At 71.2% G+C, this 16245-nt stretch carries 19 protein-coding genes; 12 read left to right on the forward strand and 7 right to left on the reverse strand.

What is annotated here, in order from left to right:
* Window positions 1–219: 219 nt before the first annotated feature.
* From OHT57_RS12830 to OHT57_RS12840, 3 genes are read left to right on the forward strand one after another with little or no spacing between them, the layout of a single operon-like run.
* Window positions 220–1089: a glycerophosphodiester phosphodiesterase gene (locus tag OHT57_RS12830; protein WP_328746461.1), complete on the forward strand. Its 870-nt coding sequence runs from the start codon at window positions 220–222 to the stop codon at window positions 1087–1089.
* A gap of 56 nt (window positions 1090–1145) precedes the next feature.
* A complete protein-coding gene (locus OHT57_RS12835; RefSeq protein WP_328746463.1) occupies window positions 1146–1700 on the forward strand; it encodes a methylated-DNA--[protein]-cysteine S-methyltransferase in 555 nt (184 codons plus the stop codon).
* 51 nt (window positions 1701–1751) lie between these two features.
* Window positions 1752–1892, forward strand: a complete 141-nt coding sequence (locus OHT57_RS12840) for a hypothetical protein (protein WP_328746465.1) — start codon at window positions 1752–1754, stop codon at window positions 1890–1892.
* A gap of 53 nt (window positions 1893–1945) precedes the next feature.
* Here the strand turns inward: OHT57_RS12840 and OHT57_RS12845 are convergent, their stop codons facing one another.
* Window positions 1946–2374, reverse strand: a complete 429-nt coding sequence (locus OHT57_RS12845) for a VOC family protein (RefSeq protein WP_328746467.1) — start codon at window positions 2372–2374, stop codon at window positions 1946–1948.
* 102 nt (window positions 2375–2476) lie between these two features.
* On the opposite strand from OHT57_RS12845, the gene OHT57_RS12850 reads away from it, so the two are divergent.
* Together OHT57_RS12850 and OHT57_RS12855 are read left to right on the forward strand one after the other, a co-directional pair.
* Window positions 2477–3382 (forward strand): pseudouridine-5'-phosphate glycosidase, encoded by a 906-nt coding sequence (locus OHT57_RS12850; protein ID WP_328746469.1) that lies wholly within the window; start codon window positions 2477–2479, stop codon window positions 3380–3382.
* Window positions 3383–3555: 173 nt separating this feature from the next.
* Window positions 3556–4443, forward strand: a complete 888-nt coding sequence (locus OHT57_RS12855; protein WP_328753187.1) for a carbohydrate kinase family protein — start codon at window positions 3556–3558, stop codon at window positions 4441–4443.
* A 56-nt stretch (window positions 4444–4499) separates the two neighbouring features.
* Here the strand turns inward: OHT57_RS12855 and OHT57_RS12860 are convergent, their stop codons facing one another.
* Window positions 4500–5294: a methyltransferase gene (locus OHT57_RS12860; protein ID WP_328746471.1), complete on the reverse strand. Its 795-nt coding sequence runs from the start codon at window positions 5292–5294 to the stop codon at window positions 4500–4502.
* A gap of 211 nt (window positions 5295–5505) precedes the next feature.
* Between OHT57_RS12860 and OHT57_RS12865 the strand changes: the two genes are divergently transcribed.
* Entirely contained in the window at window positions 5506–6633 is a 1128-nt protein-coding gene (locus tag OHT57_RS12865; protein ID WP_328746473.1) for a magnesium and cobalt transport protein CorA, read from the forward strand.
* Window positions 6634–6655: 22 nt separating this feature from the next.
* On the opposite strand, the gene OHT57_RS12870 is transcribed toward OHT57_RS12865, so the two are convergent.
* Both OHT57_RS12870 and OHT57_RS12875 read right to left on the reverse strand, forming a co-directional pair.
* Window positions 6656–7087: a CBS domain-containing protein gene (locus tag OHT57_RS12870; RefSeq protein ID WP_328746475.1), complete on the reverse strand. Its 432-nt coding sequence runs from the start codon at window positions 7085–7087 to the stop codon at window positions 6656–6658.
* 219 nt (window positions 7088–7306) lie between these two features.
* A complete protein-coding gene (locus OHT57_RS12875; protein WP_328746477.1) occupies window positions 7307–7939 on the reverse strand; it encodes a uridine kinase in 633 nt (210 codons plus the stop codon).
* 228 nt (window positions 7940–8167) lie between these two features.
* On the opposite strand from OHT57_RS12875, the gene OHT57_RS12880 reads away from it, so the two are divergent.
* The 3 genes from OHT57_RS12880 to OHT57_RS12890 all read left to right on the forward strand — a co-directional run bounded on the left by OHT57_RS12880 (window position 8168) and on the right by OHT57_RS12890 (window position 11331).
* On the forward strand, window positions 8168–8914 hold the full coding sequence (locus OHT57_RS12880) for a DUF2293 domain-containing protein (RefSeq protein ID WP_328746479.1): 747 nt from the start codon (window positions 8168–8170) through the stop codon (window positions 8912–8914).
* 131 nt (window positions 8915–9045) lie between these two features.
* Window positions 9046–9531, forward strand: coding sequence for an anthrone oxygenase family protein (locus tag OHT57_RS12885; protein ID WP_328746481.1), 486 nt, complete (start codon window positions 9046–9048; stop codon window positions 9529–9531).
* A 312-nt stretch (window positions 9532–9843) separates the two neighbouring features.
* Complete coding sequence (locus OHT57_RS12890; protein WP_328746483.1) at window positions 9844–11331, forward strand: glutamate synthase subunit beta; 1488 nt, start codon at window positions 9844–9846, stop codon at window positions 11329–11331.
* A 107-nt stretch (window positions 11332–11438) separates the two neighbouring features.
* On the opposite strand, the gene OHT57_RS12895 is transcribed toward OHT57_RS12890, so the two are convergent.
* On the reverse strand, window positions 11439–11921 hold the full coding sequence (locus OHT57_RS12895) for a carboxymuconolactone decarboxylase family protein (RefSeq protein WP_328746485.1): 483 nt from the start codon (window positions 11919–11921) through the stop codon (window positions 11439–11441).
* Between the two features lie 47 nt (window positions 11922–11968).
* On the opposite strand from OHT57_RS12895, the gene pdxR reads away from it, so the two are divergent.
* Window positions 11969–13447: a MocR-like pyridoxine biosynthesis transcription factor PdxR gene (pdxR, locus tag OHT57_RS12900; RefSeq protein WP_328746487.1), complete on the forward strand. Its 1479-nt coding sequence runs from the start codon at window positions 11969–11971 to the stop codon at window positions 13445–13447.
* A gap of 239 nt (window positions 13448–13686) precedes the next feature.
* On the opposite strand, the gene OHT57_RS12905 is transcribed toward pdxR, so the two are convergent.
* Window positions 13687–13944 (reverse strand): DUF397 domain-containing protein, encoded by a 258-nt coding sequence (locus OHT57_RS12905; RefSeq protein ID WP_328746489.1) that lies wholly within the window; start codon window positions 13942–13944, stop codon window positions 13687–13689.
* The gene (locus OHT57_RS12910) at window positions 13945–14805 is read right to left on the reverse strand and encodes a helix-turn-helix domain-containing protein (protein ID WP_328746491.1); all 861 of its coding nucleotides are present in this window, start codon (window positions 14803–14805) and stop codon (window positions 13945–13947) included.
* A gap of 268 nt (window positions 14806–15073) precedes the next feature.
* Between OHT57_RS12910 and OHT57_RS12915 the strand changes: the two genes are divergently transcribed.
* A complete protein-coding gene (locus tag OHT57_RS12915; protein WP_328746493.1) occupies window positions 15074–15736 on the forward strand; it encodes an ATP-binding protein in 663 nt (220 codons plus the stop codon).
* A complete protein-coding gene (locus OHT57_RS12920; RefSeq protein WP_328746494.1) occupies window positions 15727–16173 on the forward strand; it encodes a hypothetical protein in 447 nt (148 codons plus the stop codon). Before OHT57_RS12915 ends, OHT57_RS12920 begins: the two co-directional genes overlap by 10 nt.
* The last annotated feature ends 72 nt before the right edge of the window (window positions 16174–16245 follow it).

The raw sequence follows: 16245 nt of genomic DNA on the forward strand, positions 1-16245 counted from the left end.
ACCGCCCGGGCGGTCGGGGTTGAGGCAGAGAGTATGACCCCCACCAGAATGGTCGAACGATTTTCCGGCAAAGAAACACGTCCTTGCCCCAGTTGTGCGGCACCAGTGTGCGGACTTGGGTCGAGCCCATTCAGGATGTGGCCATTCTGTACCCGGTTGCCGATGACCCGGTGCTGTCACAGTTGTGCTGTACGTGATTGCTCGACGCGAGGAGTACGTATGCACGCGCGTGCCGCGACCGCCATGACCACCGCGCTTCTGGGGACCGCCGCCCTTCTCCTTCCCGCAACCGACGTCCGGGCGGTCGAGGACGGCACGCCGCCCGCAGTCATCGCCCACCGGGGCGCCTCCGCCCGCGCCCCCGAGAACACCCTGGCCGCCGTCGACAAGGCCGCCGCGCTCGGCGCCGTCTGGGTCGAGAACGACGTCCAGCGCACCAGGGACGGCGAACTCGTCGTCCTCCACGACGACAGCCTCCGGCGCACCACCGACGTCGAGCAGGTGTTCCCGGGCAAGGCGCCCTGGAAGGTGAAGGACCTCACCGCCGCGGAGATCGCGCGCCTGGACGCGGGCAGCTGGTTCGGCGCCTCCTACGCGGGCGTGCACGTGCCGACCCTGGAGCAGTACCTGCACCGAGTCGATCTTCACCATCAGAAGCTGCTCCTCGAACTCAAGAATCCGGAGCTGTACCCAGGCATCGAGCGGGAGACCCTAAAGCTCCTCAGCAACGAGGGGTGGCTGGACCGGAGGCACCGGGACCGGCTGGTGGTCCAGAGCTTCGACACAAGCGCCCTGCGGACCGTCCACCAGCTGAAGCCCGGAGTGAAGACGGGCTTCCTCGGGGCGCCGGCCGTGGCGGACCTGGCGGCGTACGCGATGTTCACCGACCAGATCAATCCGTCGCACCGCTCCGCCTCGACGGCGTACGTATCCGCGGTGCACGCCTTCACCGGACCGCACGGCAAGCCGCTGAAGGTCTTCACATGGACCGTCGACACCGCGGACACCGCCCGGCTCGTCGCCGGGCACGGCGTGGACGGCATCATCACCAACAAGCCCGACGTGGTACTGCGCGCACTGCCCGACTGACAGTCCGTTTCCGCAGGTCACAGGGCATTGTCAGTGGCGGCCCGTACGGTGGTCGCATGAACAGCCATGGGCAGGAAGAGCAGCAGGTCGTGTGGGCCGTCGTAGGCACGGACATCGGCCCGCTGCTGCTCGCCGCCACCGGGGAGGGGCTGGTCAACGTGGTCTTCCACGCCACCGGCGCGGTGCGCGACAAGGCGCTGGAGCGGCTCGCGTCCCGGCTGGGCACCGAGCCCGTCGAGGCGCCCGGCTCCCCGTTGCTGGCCGAGGCGATACGCCAGGTCGAGGCGTACTTCGCCGGCGAGCGGCATGACTTCGAGCTGCCCCTGGACTGGTCACTGATCTCGGGCTTCAACCGCCAGGTACTGCGCGAGCTGGCTTCAAGTGTGGCGTTCGGCCAGGTCGTCGGGTACGGCGATCTGGCCGGGCGAGTCGGCCAGCCCCGCGCCGCCCAGGCCGTAGGGGTGGCCATGGGCTCCAATCCGCTACCGGTCGTCGTGCCCTGTCACCGGGTCGTCGAGAGGGACGGCGGTATCGGCGGGTTCGGCGGCGGCCTGGAGACCAAGCGCCAACTGCTCGCGCTGGAGGGCGTGCTGCCCCGGCCTCTGTTCTGAGCTGCTGCTCCGGGCTGCTCCGGGCTGCTCCGGGCGATCCTGCACGGCCGTGTGCATATCGCCAAGGCGGTCGACGCCACGGACATCGGGCTGGAGAACGCACCGCGCGGCAACACCGACTTCGACCAGGGCGCAAGCCGCGGGTACGTACTCGATCCGCGTGGGGTGCTGAGCGGATTCCGGCCGGGCTGACACCCCTCGCGGTGGGGCGGGGCCACGCGCACGCACGCGTGCCCCCGTCACCGTCAGTCGTAGTGGCGCACCTCGAAGACGTTCCCGTCCGGGTCGCGGAAGTAGAAGCTGCGCCGAGCCATTCCACGGGCACCGAAGGAGTCGTGGGACACGTCCGAGAGGGGCACGGACTGTTCCTCCAGGCCGGCGCGGAGTGTCTGGAAATCGTCGGCGGGCAGGGCCAGGCAGACATGATTGACGGGGTGTCCCGCGCTCTTGGCAGCGCCAGGGACCATTTTCATGTGTTCCGCCATGGTGAGCGGCATGAGGTCGAAGATGGTCTCGTCATTGAGCCGTACGGAGGGAAAGGACACCGCCCCCGCGGCGTAGTCGGTGATCCTCAGGGATTCCATGCCGAGCGTCTTCTCGTAGAAGTCGGCCGATGCCACCGGGTCCTCCACCCAGAGCACGACATGGTCGAGACGTATCGAGTTGTCCGTCATGCACCCCAGGCTGGTGTCCTCCTCCACAGCCCGCAAGGGTTTGACCGGACGTGCCGCCTGCCAGAGATGAGGGAAGACCGATCGACAGAAGGCAGGACCGTCATGCTGGTGATGTCCGAAGAGGTGCGCGAGGCAGTCGACGCGCGTCGACCTGTGGTGGCCCTGGAGTCCACGATCATCGCCCACGGGCTGCCGCGTCCGCGGAATCTGCAGGTGGCGCTGGAGCTGGAGGACGTCGTGCGGCAGGAGGGAGCCGTACCGGCGACGATCGCGGTGCTGGACGGGCGCCCCCATGTCGGCCTGGACAAGGAGCAGTTGGAGCGGGTCGCCAACGAGGACGGGATCCGCAAGCTCGGCCACCGCGATCTGCCGCTCGCGGTCGCCACCGGGGCGAGCGGGGCGACCACGGTGTCGGCGACGGCCCAGCTGGCGGCCCTGGCCGGGGTCCGGGTGTTCGCGACCGGCGGGCTCGGCGGGGTGCACCGGGAGTGGACCGTCACACAGGATGAGTCGGCCGACCTCGGTCTGCTGGCGCGTACGCGGATCACCGTGGTGTGCGCGGGAGTGAAGTCGATCCTGGACGTGCCCGCGACCCTGCAGCGGTTGGAGACCCTGGGAGTCGCGGTGGCCGGGTTCGCCACGGACCGGTTCCCGGGCTTCTACCTCTCCGACTCGGGGCACCCCGTGGAGTGGACGCTGCACACACCGGACGAGGTGGCGGACGTGATGCGGGCCCAGGACGCGCTCGACGGGCCCGAGTCCTCGCTGATCGTCGCCAACCCCGTGCCCGAGGCGCAGCAGCTGGATCCGGGGCTGCACGCGCGTGTGCTCGCGGAGGCACTGCACGCATGCGAGGAGGCGGGCGTCGCCGGGCAGGGCGTCACGCCGTTCCTGCTGGACTACCTGGTACGGCACACCGACGGCGCCTCGCTCGACGCCAATCTGGCAGCGGTGCGGGGCAACGTACGCCTGGCGGGGCGGATCGCGGCGGCCTGGGCCGGGGCGTGACGACGGACCGGCCCCGACACGGCACGGCCGCGAACCGGCCCGGGCCCGGCACCGCCACTGCGGCGAACGCGTCGGGGATCGCCGTCACGGGCGCAGGAGTCAACGATCCGAGACGCGACGCGGACGCTGCAGCGGAGAGACAGCGCGGGCGGCCTCGTCCGGATGGTGCCCTCCTGGTCGTCGGGGACGTCATCACGGACATCGTGGCCCGCCATCGGGGGCCACTCGCCGCGGGTACGGACACGGTCGCGGCGATCCGCACGGTGCCGGGCGGGGCGGGCGCCAACGTGGCCTGCTGGGCCGCCCGCGGGGGCGGTGCCGAGGTGCGGCTGCTCGGGCGGGTGGGTGCGGAGGCCGTCGCGTGGCACGAACGGGAGCTGGCCGCGTGCGGCGTACGGCCGCGGCTCGTCGTCGACGCGGAGGCACCGACCGGGACCGTGATCTGCCTCGTGGACACGGGTGAGGCCGCAGAGCGGACGTTCCTCACCGACAGCGGGGCGTCGCTGCGGCTGGAGCCGGACGACTGGTCGGACGCGCTGCTCGACGGAGTGGCGCGACTGCACCTGTCGGGCTATCTCCTGTTCTCGGAACCGAGCCGGGCACTGGTGGCGGTCGCCCTGAAGTCGGCACACGCGCGTGGCGTGCCGGTGAGTCTGGACCCGGCGTCGGCGGGGTTCCTCGGGGAGTTGGGGGTGGACCGCTTCCTCGCGCTGGTGGAGGGGGTGGACGTCCTGCTGCCCAGCCGGGACGAGGCGTGTCTGCTCACCGGGCTGCCCGACGCGGCGGACGCGGCGGCCAAACTGAGCCGCCATGTCCCGCTGGTGGTCACCAAGCAGGGTGCGCAGGGTGCGTTGATCGCCCGGTCCGGCACCGTGTTCGCCCACGTGCCCGCCGTGGCGGCGACGCCCCGGGACACCACCGGGGCCGGCGACGCGTTCACGGGCGCGTTCCTCGCGGCCCTGCTGGCGGGCGCCGGGCCCGAGGACGCGGCGGCGGCAGGATGCCGGGCGGGGTCGCTGGCGGTGGAGCGGGTGGGCGGGAGACCTCCGCTGCCGGACTGACGCCTCGCCGGGCGACCCGGCTCCCGCTCCCTCCCTCCTGCTCTCCCCTGTGCCTACTACGCCTTGCGCCCCCAGGCCGAGATGAGGGGAGCCGTGGCCAGGTCCATGGTGCCGGTGGCGACGTTGGCGAGGTGCTGGTCGATGTCCTCGTCCGTGGCGAGGCCCGCCGTGACCAACTGATCGCGGATCTGGCGGATCGTGGCGGATTCCAGGGCTGCGCAGGCAGGCGAGGCGAGCGGGAAGTACGCGTCGGCCGCCACCTGGCGCAGGCCGGCCTCGCGGAGCAGGCGCGGGAGTGTGCGGCCGTAGGAGAGGTCGGCGCCGCGGTCGGCGAGCAGTCGGCGGAAGCCCTGCCGCAGCCGGTTCGCCAGCTGCTGCTCGGGGCCGTACTCGTCGGGGCAGGTCAGGGGCTGGAGGGCGGGGTCGGCGTCCTCCAGCAGGAGTCGTCCGCCGGGGCGCAGGGACTTGATCATCGACTGCAACGCCCGTTCGCGGTCCGGCACATGGACGAGGACGAGCCGGGCGTGCACGAGGTCGAAGCCCTCCCCGGGCGGTTCCTGGGCGCTCACGTCGTGGACGCGTACGTCCACCGGCGGGCGGGCCGCGGCCGTGAGCCGGGTGGTGTCGATGTCGGTCGCGACGATCTTTCCGGTCGGGCCGACCTTCTTGGCCAGCCAGGACACCACGGACGTGCCTCCGGCGCCCACCTCCCAGCAGCGCCAGCCCGGCCCGACACCGAATCCTTCGAGATGCCGGAAGGTCGTGGGGTCGAAGAGGGTGGCGAAGGCGTCGAAGCGTTCCGCCGCCTCCATCTGCCGGTTGTCGAGGAGATACCCGTCGGTTCGTGTCATGCGGCGATGATCCCAGTTGTCGGGCTTGTCGGTAGGAGGCGACGCGACGGGACAACCGGTACCTCTTCGGACGGGCCCGGGTTTTCCACAGGCGGGAACCAAGCGGAATGGGCCTTGTCCACAGGCTCACCTGCCGCTTACGTCGACCTGGCAAACTGGCTCGCCAGGACGCAGAACCGCGTCGCACGGAGATCCACGCGAGGAGATCCAGATGTCCATGGCAGGGAATCTGCGAAAGGTCACGGGCCTTGGCAGGGTCAGCGGCCTGAGCAAGGTGGCCCGGCTGGCCCGGCGGCGTCCGCGCGTCGACCTGAGCCACCATGCCCGCTCCCCGTTGGGCACGTCGGTGGTCAACTGCGTGACCTACAGGGAGGGGACACGAGTCCCCACGGACGGCGATCTGGTCGACACCGTCGAACATCTGCGCAAGACCCGTGACGGTTTCGTCTGGCTCGGCCTCCACGAGCCGTCGAACCACGAGTTCGAGGGCATCGCGGACCTCTTCGACCTGCACCCGCTGGCCGTCGAGGACGCGGTCGAGGCACATCAGCGCCCCAAGGTGGAGCGGTACGGCGAGACCCTGTTCGCGGTGTTCAAAACGGTCTGTTACGTGGAGCACGAGGAACTCACGGCCACGAGCGAGGTGGTCAACACCGGCGAGATCATGGTGTTCGTCGGCCAGGACTTCGTGATCACGGTCAGGCACGGCAGCCACGGATCGCTGGGCCCGTTGCGCGAGGAGCTGGAGTCCGACCCCCGGCAGCTCACGAAGGGACCGGCCGCGGTGCTGCACGCGATCGCGGACCATGTCGTCGACGACTATCTGCGCGTCACCGACTCGATGCAGTCGGACATCGACCTGGTCGAAATGGCGGTGTTCGCGGAGAACGGCGGGCGGGTCGACGCGGGCCGCATCTACCAGCTCAAGCGGGAACTCCTGGAGCTGAAGCGGGCGGTGGTCCCGTTGAGCCGCCCGCTCGAGGCACTCTCCACCCGGCCGATCCAGGTGGTCGCCCCGGAGATACAGGCCTACTTCCGTGACGTCTCCGACCATCTGCTGCGCGCCAAGGAGCAGATCGCCGCCTTCGACGAACTGCTCAACTCGATCCTGCAGGCCCACCTCGCGCAGGTGACGGTCGCGCAGAACGAGGACATGCGGAAGATCACCGCCTGGGCCGCGGTGATCGCCGTTCCGACGATGGTCTGCGGCGTGTACGGCATGAACTTCGACCACATGCCGGAGCTGCACTGGACGTTCGGCTACCCGTTGGTCATGGGTGTGATAGCCGTCGCGTGCGGCGTGCTGTACCGCGGCTTCCGGCGCAACGGCTGGCTGTGAGCGGGAGCGACCGCGCGGTGGCTCAGTGGGTGGTGGAGGTGCGCGCGTAGACGCTCTCGGCCCATCCGGCGATCTGTTCGTCGGTCAGATGCCGGGCCAGGTCGGCCTCGCTGATCATGCCCACGAGGCGCTTGTCGGCGATGACGGGGAGCCTGCGGATCTGGTGCTCCCGCATCTCGTGCAGCACCTCGTCGACATCGGCGCTCGCGTCGATCCAGCGGGGTGTGCCCTGGGCCATCTCGCCCGCGGTCACTTTCGCCGGGTCGTGGCCCATGGCGACACAGCCGATGACGATGTCGCGGTCGGTGAGGATGCCGCACAGCCGTTCGTTCGCGTCGCTGATGGGCAGGGCTCCGACGCCGAGTTCACGCATCAGCTGGGCGGCGCGGTCGAGGGTCTCGTGAGCGGGGATCCACTGTGCACCCCGGTGCATGATGTCTCCGGCGGTGGTCATGGAGTACCTCCCGGTGCCGGACGGCCGGCGCGGCGCGGAGGGGCGCCGCAAGTCCCGGCGCCCTACATTCTCGCCGCGCCACCGGGGGCTCGCACCCGGAACTGCGCGACTGCACGCTGACGGCGGCCGGAAGCGGGCCATCGGTCGGACGCAATGGCCCCGCTCTTCCCCGGGACGGGTACGCGATCGAGTACGGGCTCGGGTACGGGTACGGCCGGGTCAGCCGCTCCACGCCGGGTGGCGGGGGTCGTCCGCGCGGACGAGGACGTCGGCCGTGCCTGCGGGGTCGGTCTCGTCGGCGTAGCGCTCGTAGGCGGGGAGGGTCCAGTGGTCGGACTCCTCGGTTCGGCGGCGGAGGGCGCCCTCGGACAGGAGGACGTGGACGGTCAGGTCGAAGGGGAACCAGTGGCGCAGCAGGAGGGGGCCATGGAGCAACAGGACGCCGCCGGGCGGGAGATGGACGTAGGAGCTGCGGGTGGCGCGGTCGGTGGCCGGGTCCCACAGGTCGGGCAGGACCCGGCCGTCGCCGCCGGGTTCGAGGGGCCCGAAGACCTCGCGCCAGAGTGCGCCGACGTCGAACCAGCCGTCGTAGTAGGCCTCCAGGTCGTGATGGCCGTATTCCAGACGGAGCGAGGCGGGGCGCAGGAAGCCCTGCATGCCGACGCCGAGGGAGGGGCGGCCGCGTATGCGCAGGGCCTCGCGGACGCGTTCGGCGAGGTCACCTGGGCGGGCCGCCGGGGCGCCGTCGAGGGCGACGCGGGGCCAGGGGCTGCCGTCGGCCGGTTCCAGGTCGAGGAGGCGGTCGGCCAGTTGGTCGGCGAGCCGGTCCCAGGTGATCGCTTCGAGTCGCACACGGCCATGATGCGTCAGCGGATGCTCAGGTCGCGTCGCGTTCACGGGTCCGGTGGGCGGCGAGCAGGTACGGGAGGTCGGTGTCGCTCCAGACGCGGGGGCGGCGCGGAGGGGGCTGCACCGGGCGTTCTCTGTTCTGCCGCTCTGCCTTTCCGCCGCCCCGCCGTCCGCCCCGCACTTGGAGCTTGTGGTGTCGGTGGTGAGGGGGGCCTGGGGAATGAACCCCTCATGGCAGGTCTTGTGACTCCCCCGCCGGGTGGCGGACCCCTCGTTGTCCAGCCGTTGCGGAGACGGCACTGTGCGGAGTGCCGGGGCGGGCCGCTGGCGTTGCTCGTCGTCGAGGGCGGGTCGCCGCGGTGTCTCGACTGTGCCGACCTCGGGCATCTGGTGTTCCTTCCGCGCGGCGACACGGCGCTCACGCGTCGGTCTCGGGAGGAGAGTGCGCTGTCGGCGGTCGTCGTGCGTTTCAACCGGCGCAAGGGGCGTTACGAGCGGCAGGGCGTCCTCGTCGAGGAGGCCGGGCTGGTGCGGGCCGAGGAGCGGTGCCTCGCGGACGCGGAGGCACGGCGACGGCGTCGGGCGCGGGACGCTCGGCGGCGGGCGGTGGCGGACGTGCGGTTCGCGGAGGCGTTCGCGGCGGAGATACGGCGGCGGTTTCCCGGGTGCCCGGGTGACCGCGCCGCTGTCATCGCCTCGCATGCGTCCCTGCGGGGCAGCGGGCGGGTGGGGCGGAGTGCGGCGGGGCGGGCGTTGTCGGAGGGGGCGGTGGTGTCGGCGGTGATGGCGGCCGTGCGGCATGTGGACACGTCGTACGACGCGTTGCTGATGAGCGGGGTGGCGCGGCATGAGGCGCGGCGGCGGATCTCGGCGGATGTGGAGGCGGTACTGAGGGGGTGGCGGGGTGCGGGGGCGGCTGAGCAGCCGGAAGAGGAAGCTGAGGGCTTCCGATGCGGTCGGTCGGCGCCACGGGGCTGAGAGACCGGCTGAGTGTGGACGTTTGCGTATGGCGGTGCGCGGAATGGCCATGGTGGGCAGGGATGGGACGGGATTCACTGGTGGGGACGGGTGGTGCCGGGCCTGGGGCTCGGCCGGAGGCGGGAGCCGGCGTGGAGACGATCGATGGGCCTTACTTCGTGCTGGTCGTGCTGGGGGTGTTGGGGACCGGGCTGGTGGCCGGCGTTTTCTGCGCGTTCTCGACCTTCGTGATGAGCGGGCTCGCCTCGTTGCCGCCCGCGCAGGGTGTCGCCGCGATGAACGCGATCAATGTGACCGCGGTGCGGCCGCCGTTCATGGCGCTGTTCGCCGGCTCGGCGGTGCTGTCCGCGATGATCGCGGTGGTGACCTTCGTACTGTGGCCGGACAAGGGGACGGTGGAGCTGCTGGTGGGCAGCGTGTTGTATCTGTTCGGTTCGTTCGGGCTCACCATGGTGGCGAACGTCCCGCGCAACGACGCCTTGCTCAAGCTGGACCCGGGCACCCCGGAGGCCGCGGCGTACTGGCCGACGTTCGTGCGCGAGTGGACGATGTGGAACCACGTGCGCGCGGCCGCCTCGGGTGCAGCGGCGCTGGCGTACATCCTGGCCCTCACGTGAGCGTCGCGCCCACTCTCCACGAGCCGTGACCCTCGACCCGTGACCCACGACCCGTGAGCGTCGCGCCCACCCCCTCCCCCGACCGTCGAAAAGCGCTGTCCCGGCGGTCTTCCGGCGCTCTGCGCGCGTGGCCGATGAGTCGTATCGTGGCCGAAAGAAGTTCCGCGAGCGTGCCGCCCGATGACGAACGGACACGCCGGACACGACTGACACCTCGCGCACGCCGGACGCATCGGGCACGCCTGACTCACCGGGCCCGCCGACCACGTCAGCGCCGCGTCGGCGTCACCTGCGCGAGCAAGGAAGACGGCCATGGCCGATCCCAAGGGATTCATGACGACGCCTCGCCGGGACTGGCCTCGCCGGCCGGTCGAGGAGCGGGTCCGGGACTGGGACGAGGTGTACGTCCCCGGGGCGCTGCTGCCCATCATCAGCGGGCAGGCGGACCGTTGCATGGACTGCGGCATTCCGTTCTGCCACGAGGCCTGTCCGCTCGGGAACCTCATCCCGGAGTGGAACGACCTGGTTTCCCGGGAGGACTGGCGGCAGGCCGCCGACCGGCTGCACGCGACGAACAACTTCCCCGAGTTCACGGGGCGGTTGTGCCCTGCGCCGTGCGAGGCGGGATGTGTGCTCGCCATCAACCAGCCGGCGGTCACCATCAAGAATGTCGAGGTGGCCGTCGCCGACCGGACCTGGGAACTCGGATTCGCGCCACCACGGCCGCCGGACCGGTTGTCCGGACGGACCGTCGCGGTGATCGGGTCGGGGCCGACCGGGCTCGCGGCGGCACAGCAGTTGACGCGGGCGGGGCACACGGTCGCCGTCTACGAGAAGGACGACCGGCTCGGTGGACTGATGCGCTACGGCATCCCCGAGTTCAAGTTGGAGAAGCGCCACCTGGAACGGCGGATCGCACAGATGCGGGCCGAGGGGACCAAGTTCCGTACGTCCACGGCGGTCGGCCGCGATGTCGGGGCGGCCGAGTTGCGGGCGCGGTACGACGCGGTGGTGATCGCCACGGGGGCCACGGCCTGGCGTGAACTGGACGTACCGGGGCGGGAGTTGGCCGGGGTCCAGCAGGCCATGGAGTATCTGCCGCTGGCCAACCGGGTGTGCGAGGGGGATCTGGGGGTTTCCCCGATGTCGGCCGCCGGAAAGCATGTCGTCATCGTCGGCGGGGGTGACACGGGGGCCGACTGCCTGGGGACCGCGGTGCGTGAAGGGGCAGCCTCCGTGACCCAGTTGGACATCTACGGGCAGCCCGGGGCCGAACGGGACGAGGATGCCGAGCCGTGGCCCACGTATCCGAAGATCTACCGGTTGTCGGCGGCGCACGAGGAGGCTCGGGACCTGGAGACGGCACCCGCGGCGGACGCGGACGCGCGGTTGTTCGCCGCGTCGACGCTGCGCTTCGAGGGGGACGCCGACGGGCAGGTGCGGTCGCTGCACCTCGTCGAGGTGGACGCGACGCGGCGGCCGGTGGAGGGGACGGGCCGGACGCTGCCCGCCGACCTCGTGCTGCTCGCGCTCGGGTTCTCCGGGCCGGACCGGGGGGACGGGCTGGTGGCGCAGTTGGGGCTGCGGATGGAACCTCGGGGAACGGTCGCACGGGATGCGGGGTTCGGGACGAACGTGCCGGGGGTGTTCGCGGCGGGGGATGCCGCTCGGGGACAGTCGTTGATCGTGTGGGCGATCGCGGAGGGACGGGCGGTCGCGGCGGCGGTCGATCGGTATCTGACGGGGAGTTCCCAGCTGCCGGCGCCGATCGGACCGTACGACCGGCCTATGACCGTGTAGGGACCTCGCAGGTCGTACAGCCCGAGGGTGCGGGTGCGGTGTGTCCGGCGGTGTCACACCCTCGGTCCGTCGCACTCGTCCACCGGGAGCGGGCGGGCTCGCGTCGCTCAGATCCGCTCGTCCGTGCCTGCCACCTTGCCCGTCGCCAGCGCCACCCTGTTCCACGTGTTGATCGTGAGGATCAGGGACAGTACGTGGGCCAGTTCCTGCTCGTCGAAGCGCGCCGCGGCCTCGGCGTAGACGTCGTCGGGGACGCCGGCGTCGGCCACCAGGGTCACCGCCTCGGTGAGGGCCAGGGCCGCCTGTTCCTTCTCGGTGAAGAAGTGACGGGCCTCGCGCCACACCGGGACCATGTGGAGGCGGTCCTCGGTCTCGCCTGCCTTGCGGGCGTCGTTGGTGTGCATGTGCAGGCAGTACGCGCAGCGGTTGAGGTGGGAGGAGCGGATCTGGATCAGTTCGACGAGCGCGGGGTCCAGGCCCTCACGGGCCGCCGCGTCGAAGCCGATCAGGGCACGGAAGACCTTGGGGGCGGCCTTCGCGAAGTTCAGCCGGCCCGCACCTGTCACGTTCGTGTTCGTGTTCGTCGTCATGGGTACCAATTTATGGGCCGGAAAGACCGGCTGTAGGGTGCATTTCCATGGCGAAATCATGGGTCAATTACGCGGAGCGGATCGGCTCCGACCTGCACCTGGAGCTCTCCGCGCCCGGGAGTCGGCGCGCCGCGCTGATCCGGGCCCTGCGTGAGGCCGTACGCAGTGGGCGGCTCGCACCCGGCACCCGGCTGCCGCCGTACCGCTCACTTGCCGTCGACCTCGGCGTGGCCCGCAACACGGTCGCCGACGCCTACGCCGAACTCGTCGCGGAGGGCTGGCTGACCGCCCGCCAGGGTTCGGGCACCCGGGTCGCCGAGCGGACCGAGCCGCTCCGCACCGCCGTATCCGCACCCCGAAGGACGTCGGCTCCCCGGAAGGCACCCCCGCCCCCGAAGGCGCCTCCACGCGCGCGTGGCCCGCGCCACGACCTGCGTCAGGGCACGCCGGACGCCTCCGCTTTCCCCCGGGCCGCCTGGCTCGCCTCCTACCGCCGGGCCCTGCACCGTGCGCCCAACGAGGTCTTCGGTCCCGGTGACCCCGCCGGACGCCCCGAGCTGAGGGCGGCTCTCGCCGAGTACCTCGCACGCGCGCGTGGCGTGCGGACGGAGCCGGAGCGGATCGTCGTCTGCTCAGGGTTCGCGCACGCCCTGCGGCTGCTCTTCGGCGGAGGCGGACCGGCCGGTCAGGCCGGGCAGATCCTGCGCGGTCCGCTGGCCGTGGAGGCGTACGGGCTCCCCTTCCACCGGGAGCTGCTCGCGGCCGCGGGCGTACGGACCGTGCCGCTTCCCCTCGACGAACACGGCGCACGCGTCGACCGGCTGGGACGGGAACGGGCCGTACTGCTCACGCCCGCGCACCAGTTCCCCACCGGCGGTCCGCTGCACGCCGAGCGGCGGGCGGCGGTGGTCGACTGGGCACGCGCGCGTGGCGGGGTGGTGCTGGAGGACGACTACGACGGGGAGTTCCGCTACGACCGCAAGCCCGTCGGCGCCCTGCAGAGCCTCGACCCCGAGCGGGTGATCCTCATCGGCTCGGTCAGCAAGAGCCTGTCGCCCGCGGTGCGGCTGGGCTGGATGGTGCTGCCGGAGCGGTACGTCGGTGACGTCCTGGCGGCCAAGGGCGAGCGGGAGGGCTGGGCGAGCATCCCCGACCAGCTGGCCCTCGCCGACCTCATCGCCTCGGGGGCCTACGACCGTCACGTGCGGCGGATGCGGCAGCGGTACCGCGGCCGCCGGGACCGGCTCGTCGCCGCGCTGGCCGAGCACGCGCCGCACATCCAGGCCGGTGGGGTCGCGGCCGGGCTGCACGCGGTGCTGCGGCTGCCGCCGGGCACCGAACGGTCCGCCGTCAAGGCCGCGGTCTGGCAGGGCGTCGCCCTCGACGGGCTCGCGGAGTTCCGCCACCCGGACACCGACATGCCGGCTCGCGACGGTCTGGTCGTGGGGTACGCAACGCCTTCCGAGCACGCGTACGGGGCGGCGCTGGAGGCACTGTGCGGGGCGCTGCCGCCGGGTGAGGCGTAGGTTCCGGTGCCAACAGCGGTCCCGGGCATACCCCACTCCGTGCCCCCGATTCGCCATGCTTCCCACCGCCGAACGGTGCAGGAAGATGCGTTCGGCCCGCGCCGTCACAGCATGCGCGGGCCGAGAGCTGGGGCGAGCTCAGCTCACCCGGTGGGTGTCGATCTCAATCATTAGTCGAGCGCCTGTCAATTCATCACCAAGGAAAAGAACAGAAGTCGAGCGAGCGTCGGACCATCACGTCACGACAGCAGGAAGTCGGCCACCCCCGCCTTCGCACCCTCGATGAACGCGGTCATCTCGTCGGTGGTGTAGATCAGCGCCGGTCCGTCCGGATCGGTGGACTGGCGGACGGCGATCCGGCCGTCGGCGAGCTTCATCGCCTCCAGGCAGTTGCCGCCGTTGCCTCCGCTCCAGGGCTTGTGCCAGCCTTCGCTCCCCAGCTCCCGGGCGGGCATCCCGTTGTAGACGGACATGCGCGGCGACTTGATGCGGTTCATTCACAACTCCTTGCGGAGATCCCGGAGGATCTCCTTCGTGCGATGTGCCGTAGCGGCCTGCGCCGCCATGCGGTCCATGACCTCGAGGTGGGTCGCCACCTCGACTCGCGCGTCCAGATAGATCGCGCCGGTCAGGTACTCGCTGTAGACCATGTCCGGAAGTTCGGGCACGGCGAATCGGAAGAGCACGAAGGGCCCGTACGTGCCGGGGTGCGGCCCGTTGGCGAACGGGGCGACCTGGAGCGTCACGTTGGGCAGCTTCGTTGCCTCGAGCAGTTTGTCGAACTGGGCGCGCATCACCTCCGGGCCGCCGACAGGGCGGCGCAGCACTGTCTCGTCCATGACCACCCACAGCCGGGGCGCGTCGTGACGGGTGAGCAGTCCCTGGCGTTCCATGCGCAGGGCGACATGGCGCTCGATGTCCTCGGGGCTGGTCTGACCGATGGCGCCCGAGCGCAGGACGCCACGCGCGTAGTCCTCGGTCTGGAGCAGACCGGGCACGAAGTGCGGTTCGTACTCGCGGATGAGCGCGGCCGCGCCCTCCAGACTGACGTGCATCGAGAACCAGCCGGGCAGCACGTCGTGGAAGCGCTGCCACCAGCCGGGGCGGTTGGCGTCCTCGGCGAGCTGGACGAAGTCCTCGGCCTCCTGGTCGCCGACGCCGTAGGCCTTCAGCAGGAGCTGGAGGTAGGGGATCTTGAGGCCGACCTCGGCCATCTCCATCCGGCGGACGGTGGCGGGCGCGACGCGGAGGACGCGGGCGGCTTCCTCGCGCTTGAGCCCTGCGCGTTCCCGCAGGTCCAGCAGGCGCCGACCGAGGACGACCTGGCCGACGGTCGGCGCGGACCGCGGTTCACTCACGCTCCACCTCCACGAAGTCGCGTACGGGGGTCCCATGGCACAGCCACCTGCATGCTGACAGCCCAGCGGCGCCATTCGAAGACCTGATTCGAAGATTTGTACGGATACGAAGTCTGATGCGAAGTCGGATGCGTACGGATCTTCGGTGATCCCAACTGGCGCCGCTCAAGATGCTGTTGCGAGCAGTGTGCCACGGCCTCTCACCGCGTCACACGGCACTCTGCATTTTTCAGAGTGACACTTGCCAAGTGTTCACGACGGGGCGATAGTGGCAAGCGTGATTCCGTCCCCGCCCTTAGGAACAGACGCCGCCGCGGACCGTCCCCAGGGTCTCGGTGCCGCCGCGGGAGTGCGGCCCGAGAGATCTGCTGCCCGGCGCCGGTTCCGTTTCGAGCTGACCGCGCATCCGAGTTCCCCCGCGCAGGCCAGACGCCTGACGAGGGCCAGACTGACCCACTGGTCGGTCTGCGAGGACACCTGCGACTCGGCCGCCCTCGTCGTCTCCGAGCTGGTCACCAACGCCATCGTGCACACCGCGAGCAGTCGTGTGGTCTGCGAGCTTCACGACGCTGACGACCTGGTCCGGATAGCCGTACGTGACGAGGGCTGCGCGCCTGGTGAGCCCCACCCGTCGCCGCAGCGTGGCGATGAGGAGCACGGGAGGGGACTGCTCCTCGTCGACTCCCTCTGTCACGCGTGGGGTGCCCATGAGCACGGCCCCGGCCTGCTCGTCTGGGCGGAGCTGCCGCGCAAGGCGGACGAGCCCCTCGACGACACCGGACCGCGTAACGACCTGGGTTGGGGGGCCCGCCCGAAGCCGCTTCCCTCCGGGGGCCCTGGCCGGGGTGACGAGGCCGAGGAGCATCACAGAGCGGTGCCCGACGGGGAAGCCCGGGATCACGGGACGGGGGACGCGAGCGCATGGGCGTGAGGAGCGGATCCGGCGGCCAGGTGCTGACCCTGGACACGCTGGTCCGCCTCAGACGTGGGCTGGAGGTACCGGGGACACCGCGGAAGCTGGCCGTCCCGGAGGGGATGACGGTGCCGCTGGGCTGCGATGCGGTGAGGGTGCCGGCGCTGCTGGGGCAGCAGCTGGTGCCCCGGCTGCCGCGGGTCGGGTGCGTGTACGCCGATGACGCGCACTGGTGGTGGCTGGTCCCCGCGGACTCCGACTACGCGCTCGACTGGCCCGCGCCCGCTCAGTACGCCACCGGGGCGGTCGTTCCGGACGCCCCGGTGGTACCCGACCTCGTGCACCGGCCGGACGGGACGTTGCCGTACACGCCGCCGATACCGTTGTACCTGGCGTTGTGCCGGCTGACGGGGACGATCCCCAGCTGGTCCCGGCCGGTCAGTTCAGCCGGCTAGGCCCGGGCTGGGCCACCGTTCGGGTACGGCCGGGTGCTGAGGCCGGTGGCACAGGACCCACGCCCCCAGGCC

This window comes from Streptomyces sp. NBC_00285 (genome assembly GCF_036174265.1).
Lineage (GTDB): Bacteria > Actinomycetota > Actinomycetes > Streptomycetales > Streptomycetaceae > Streptomyces.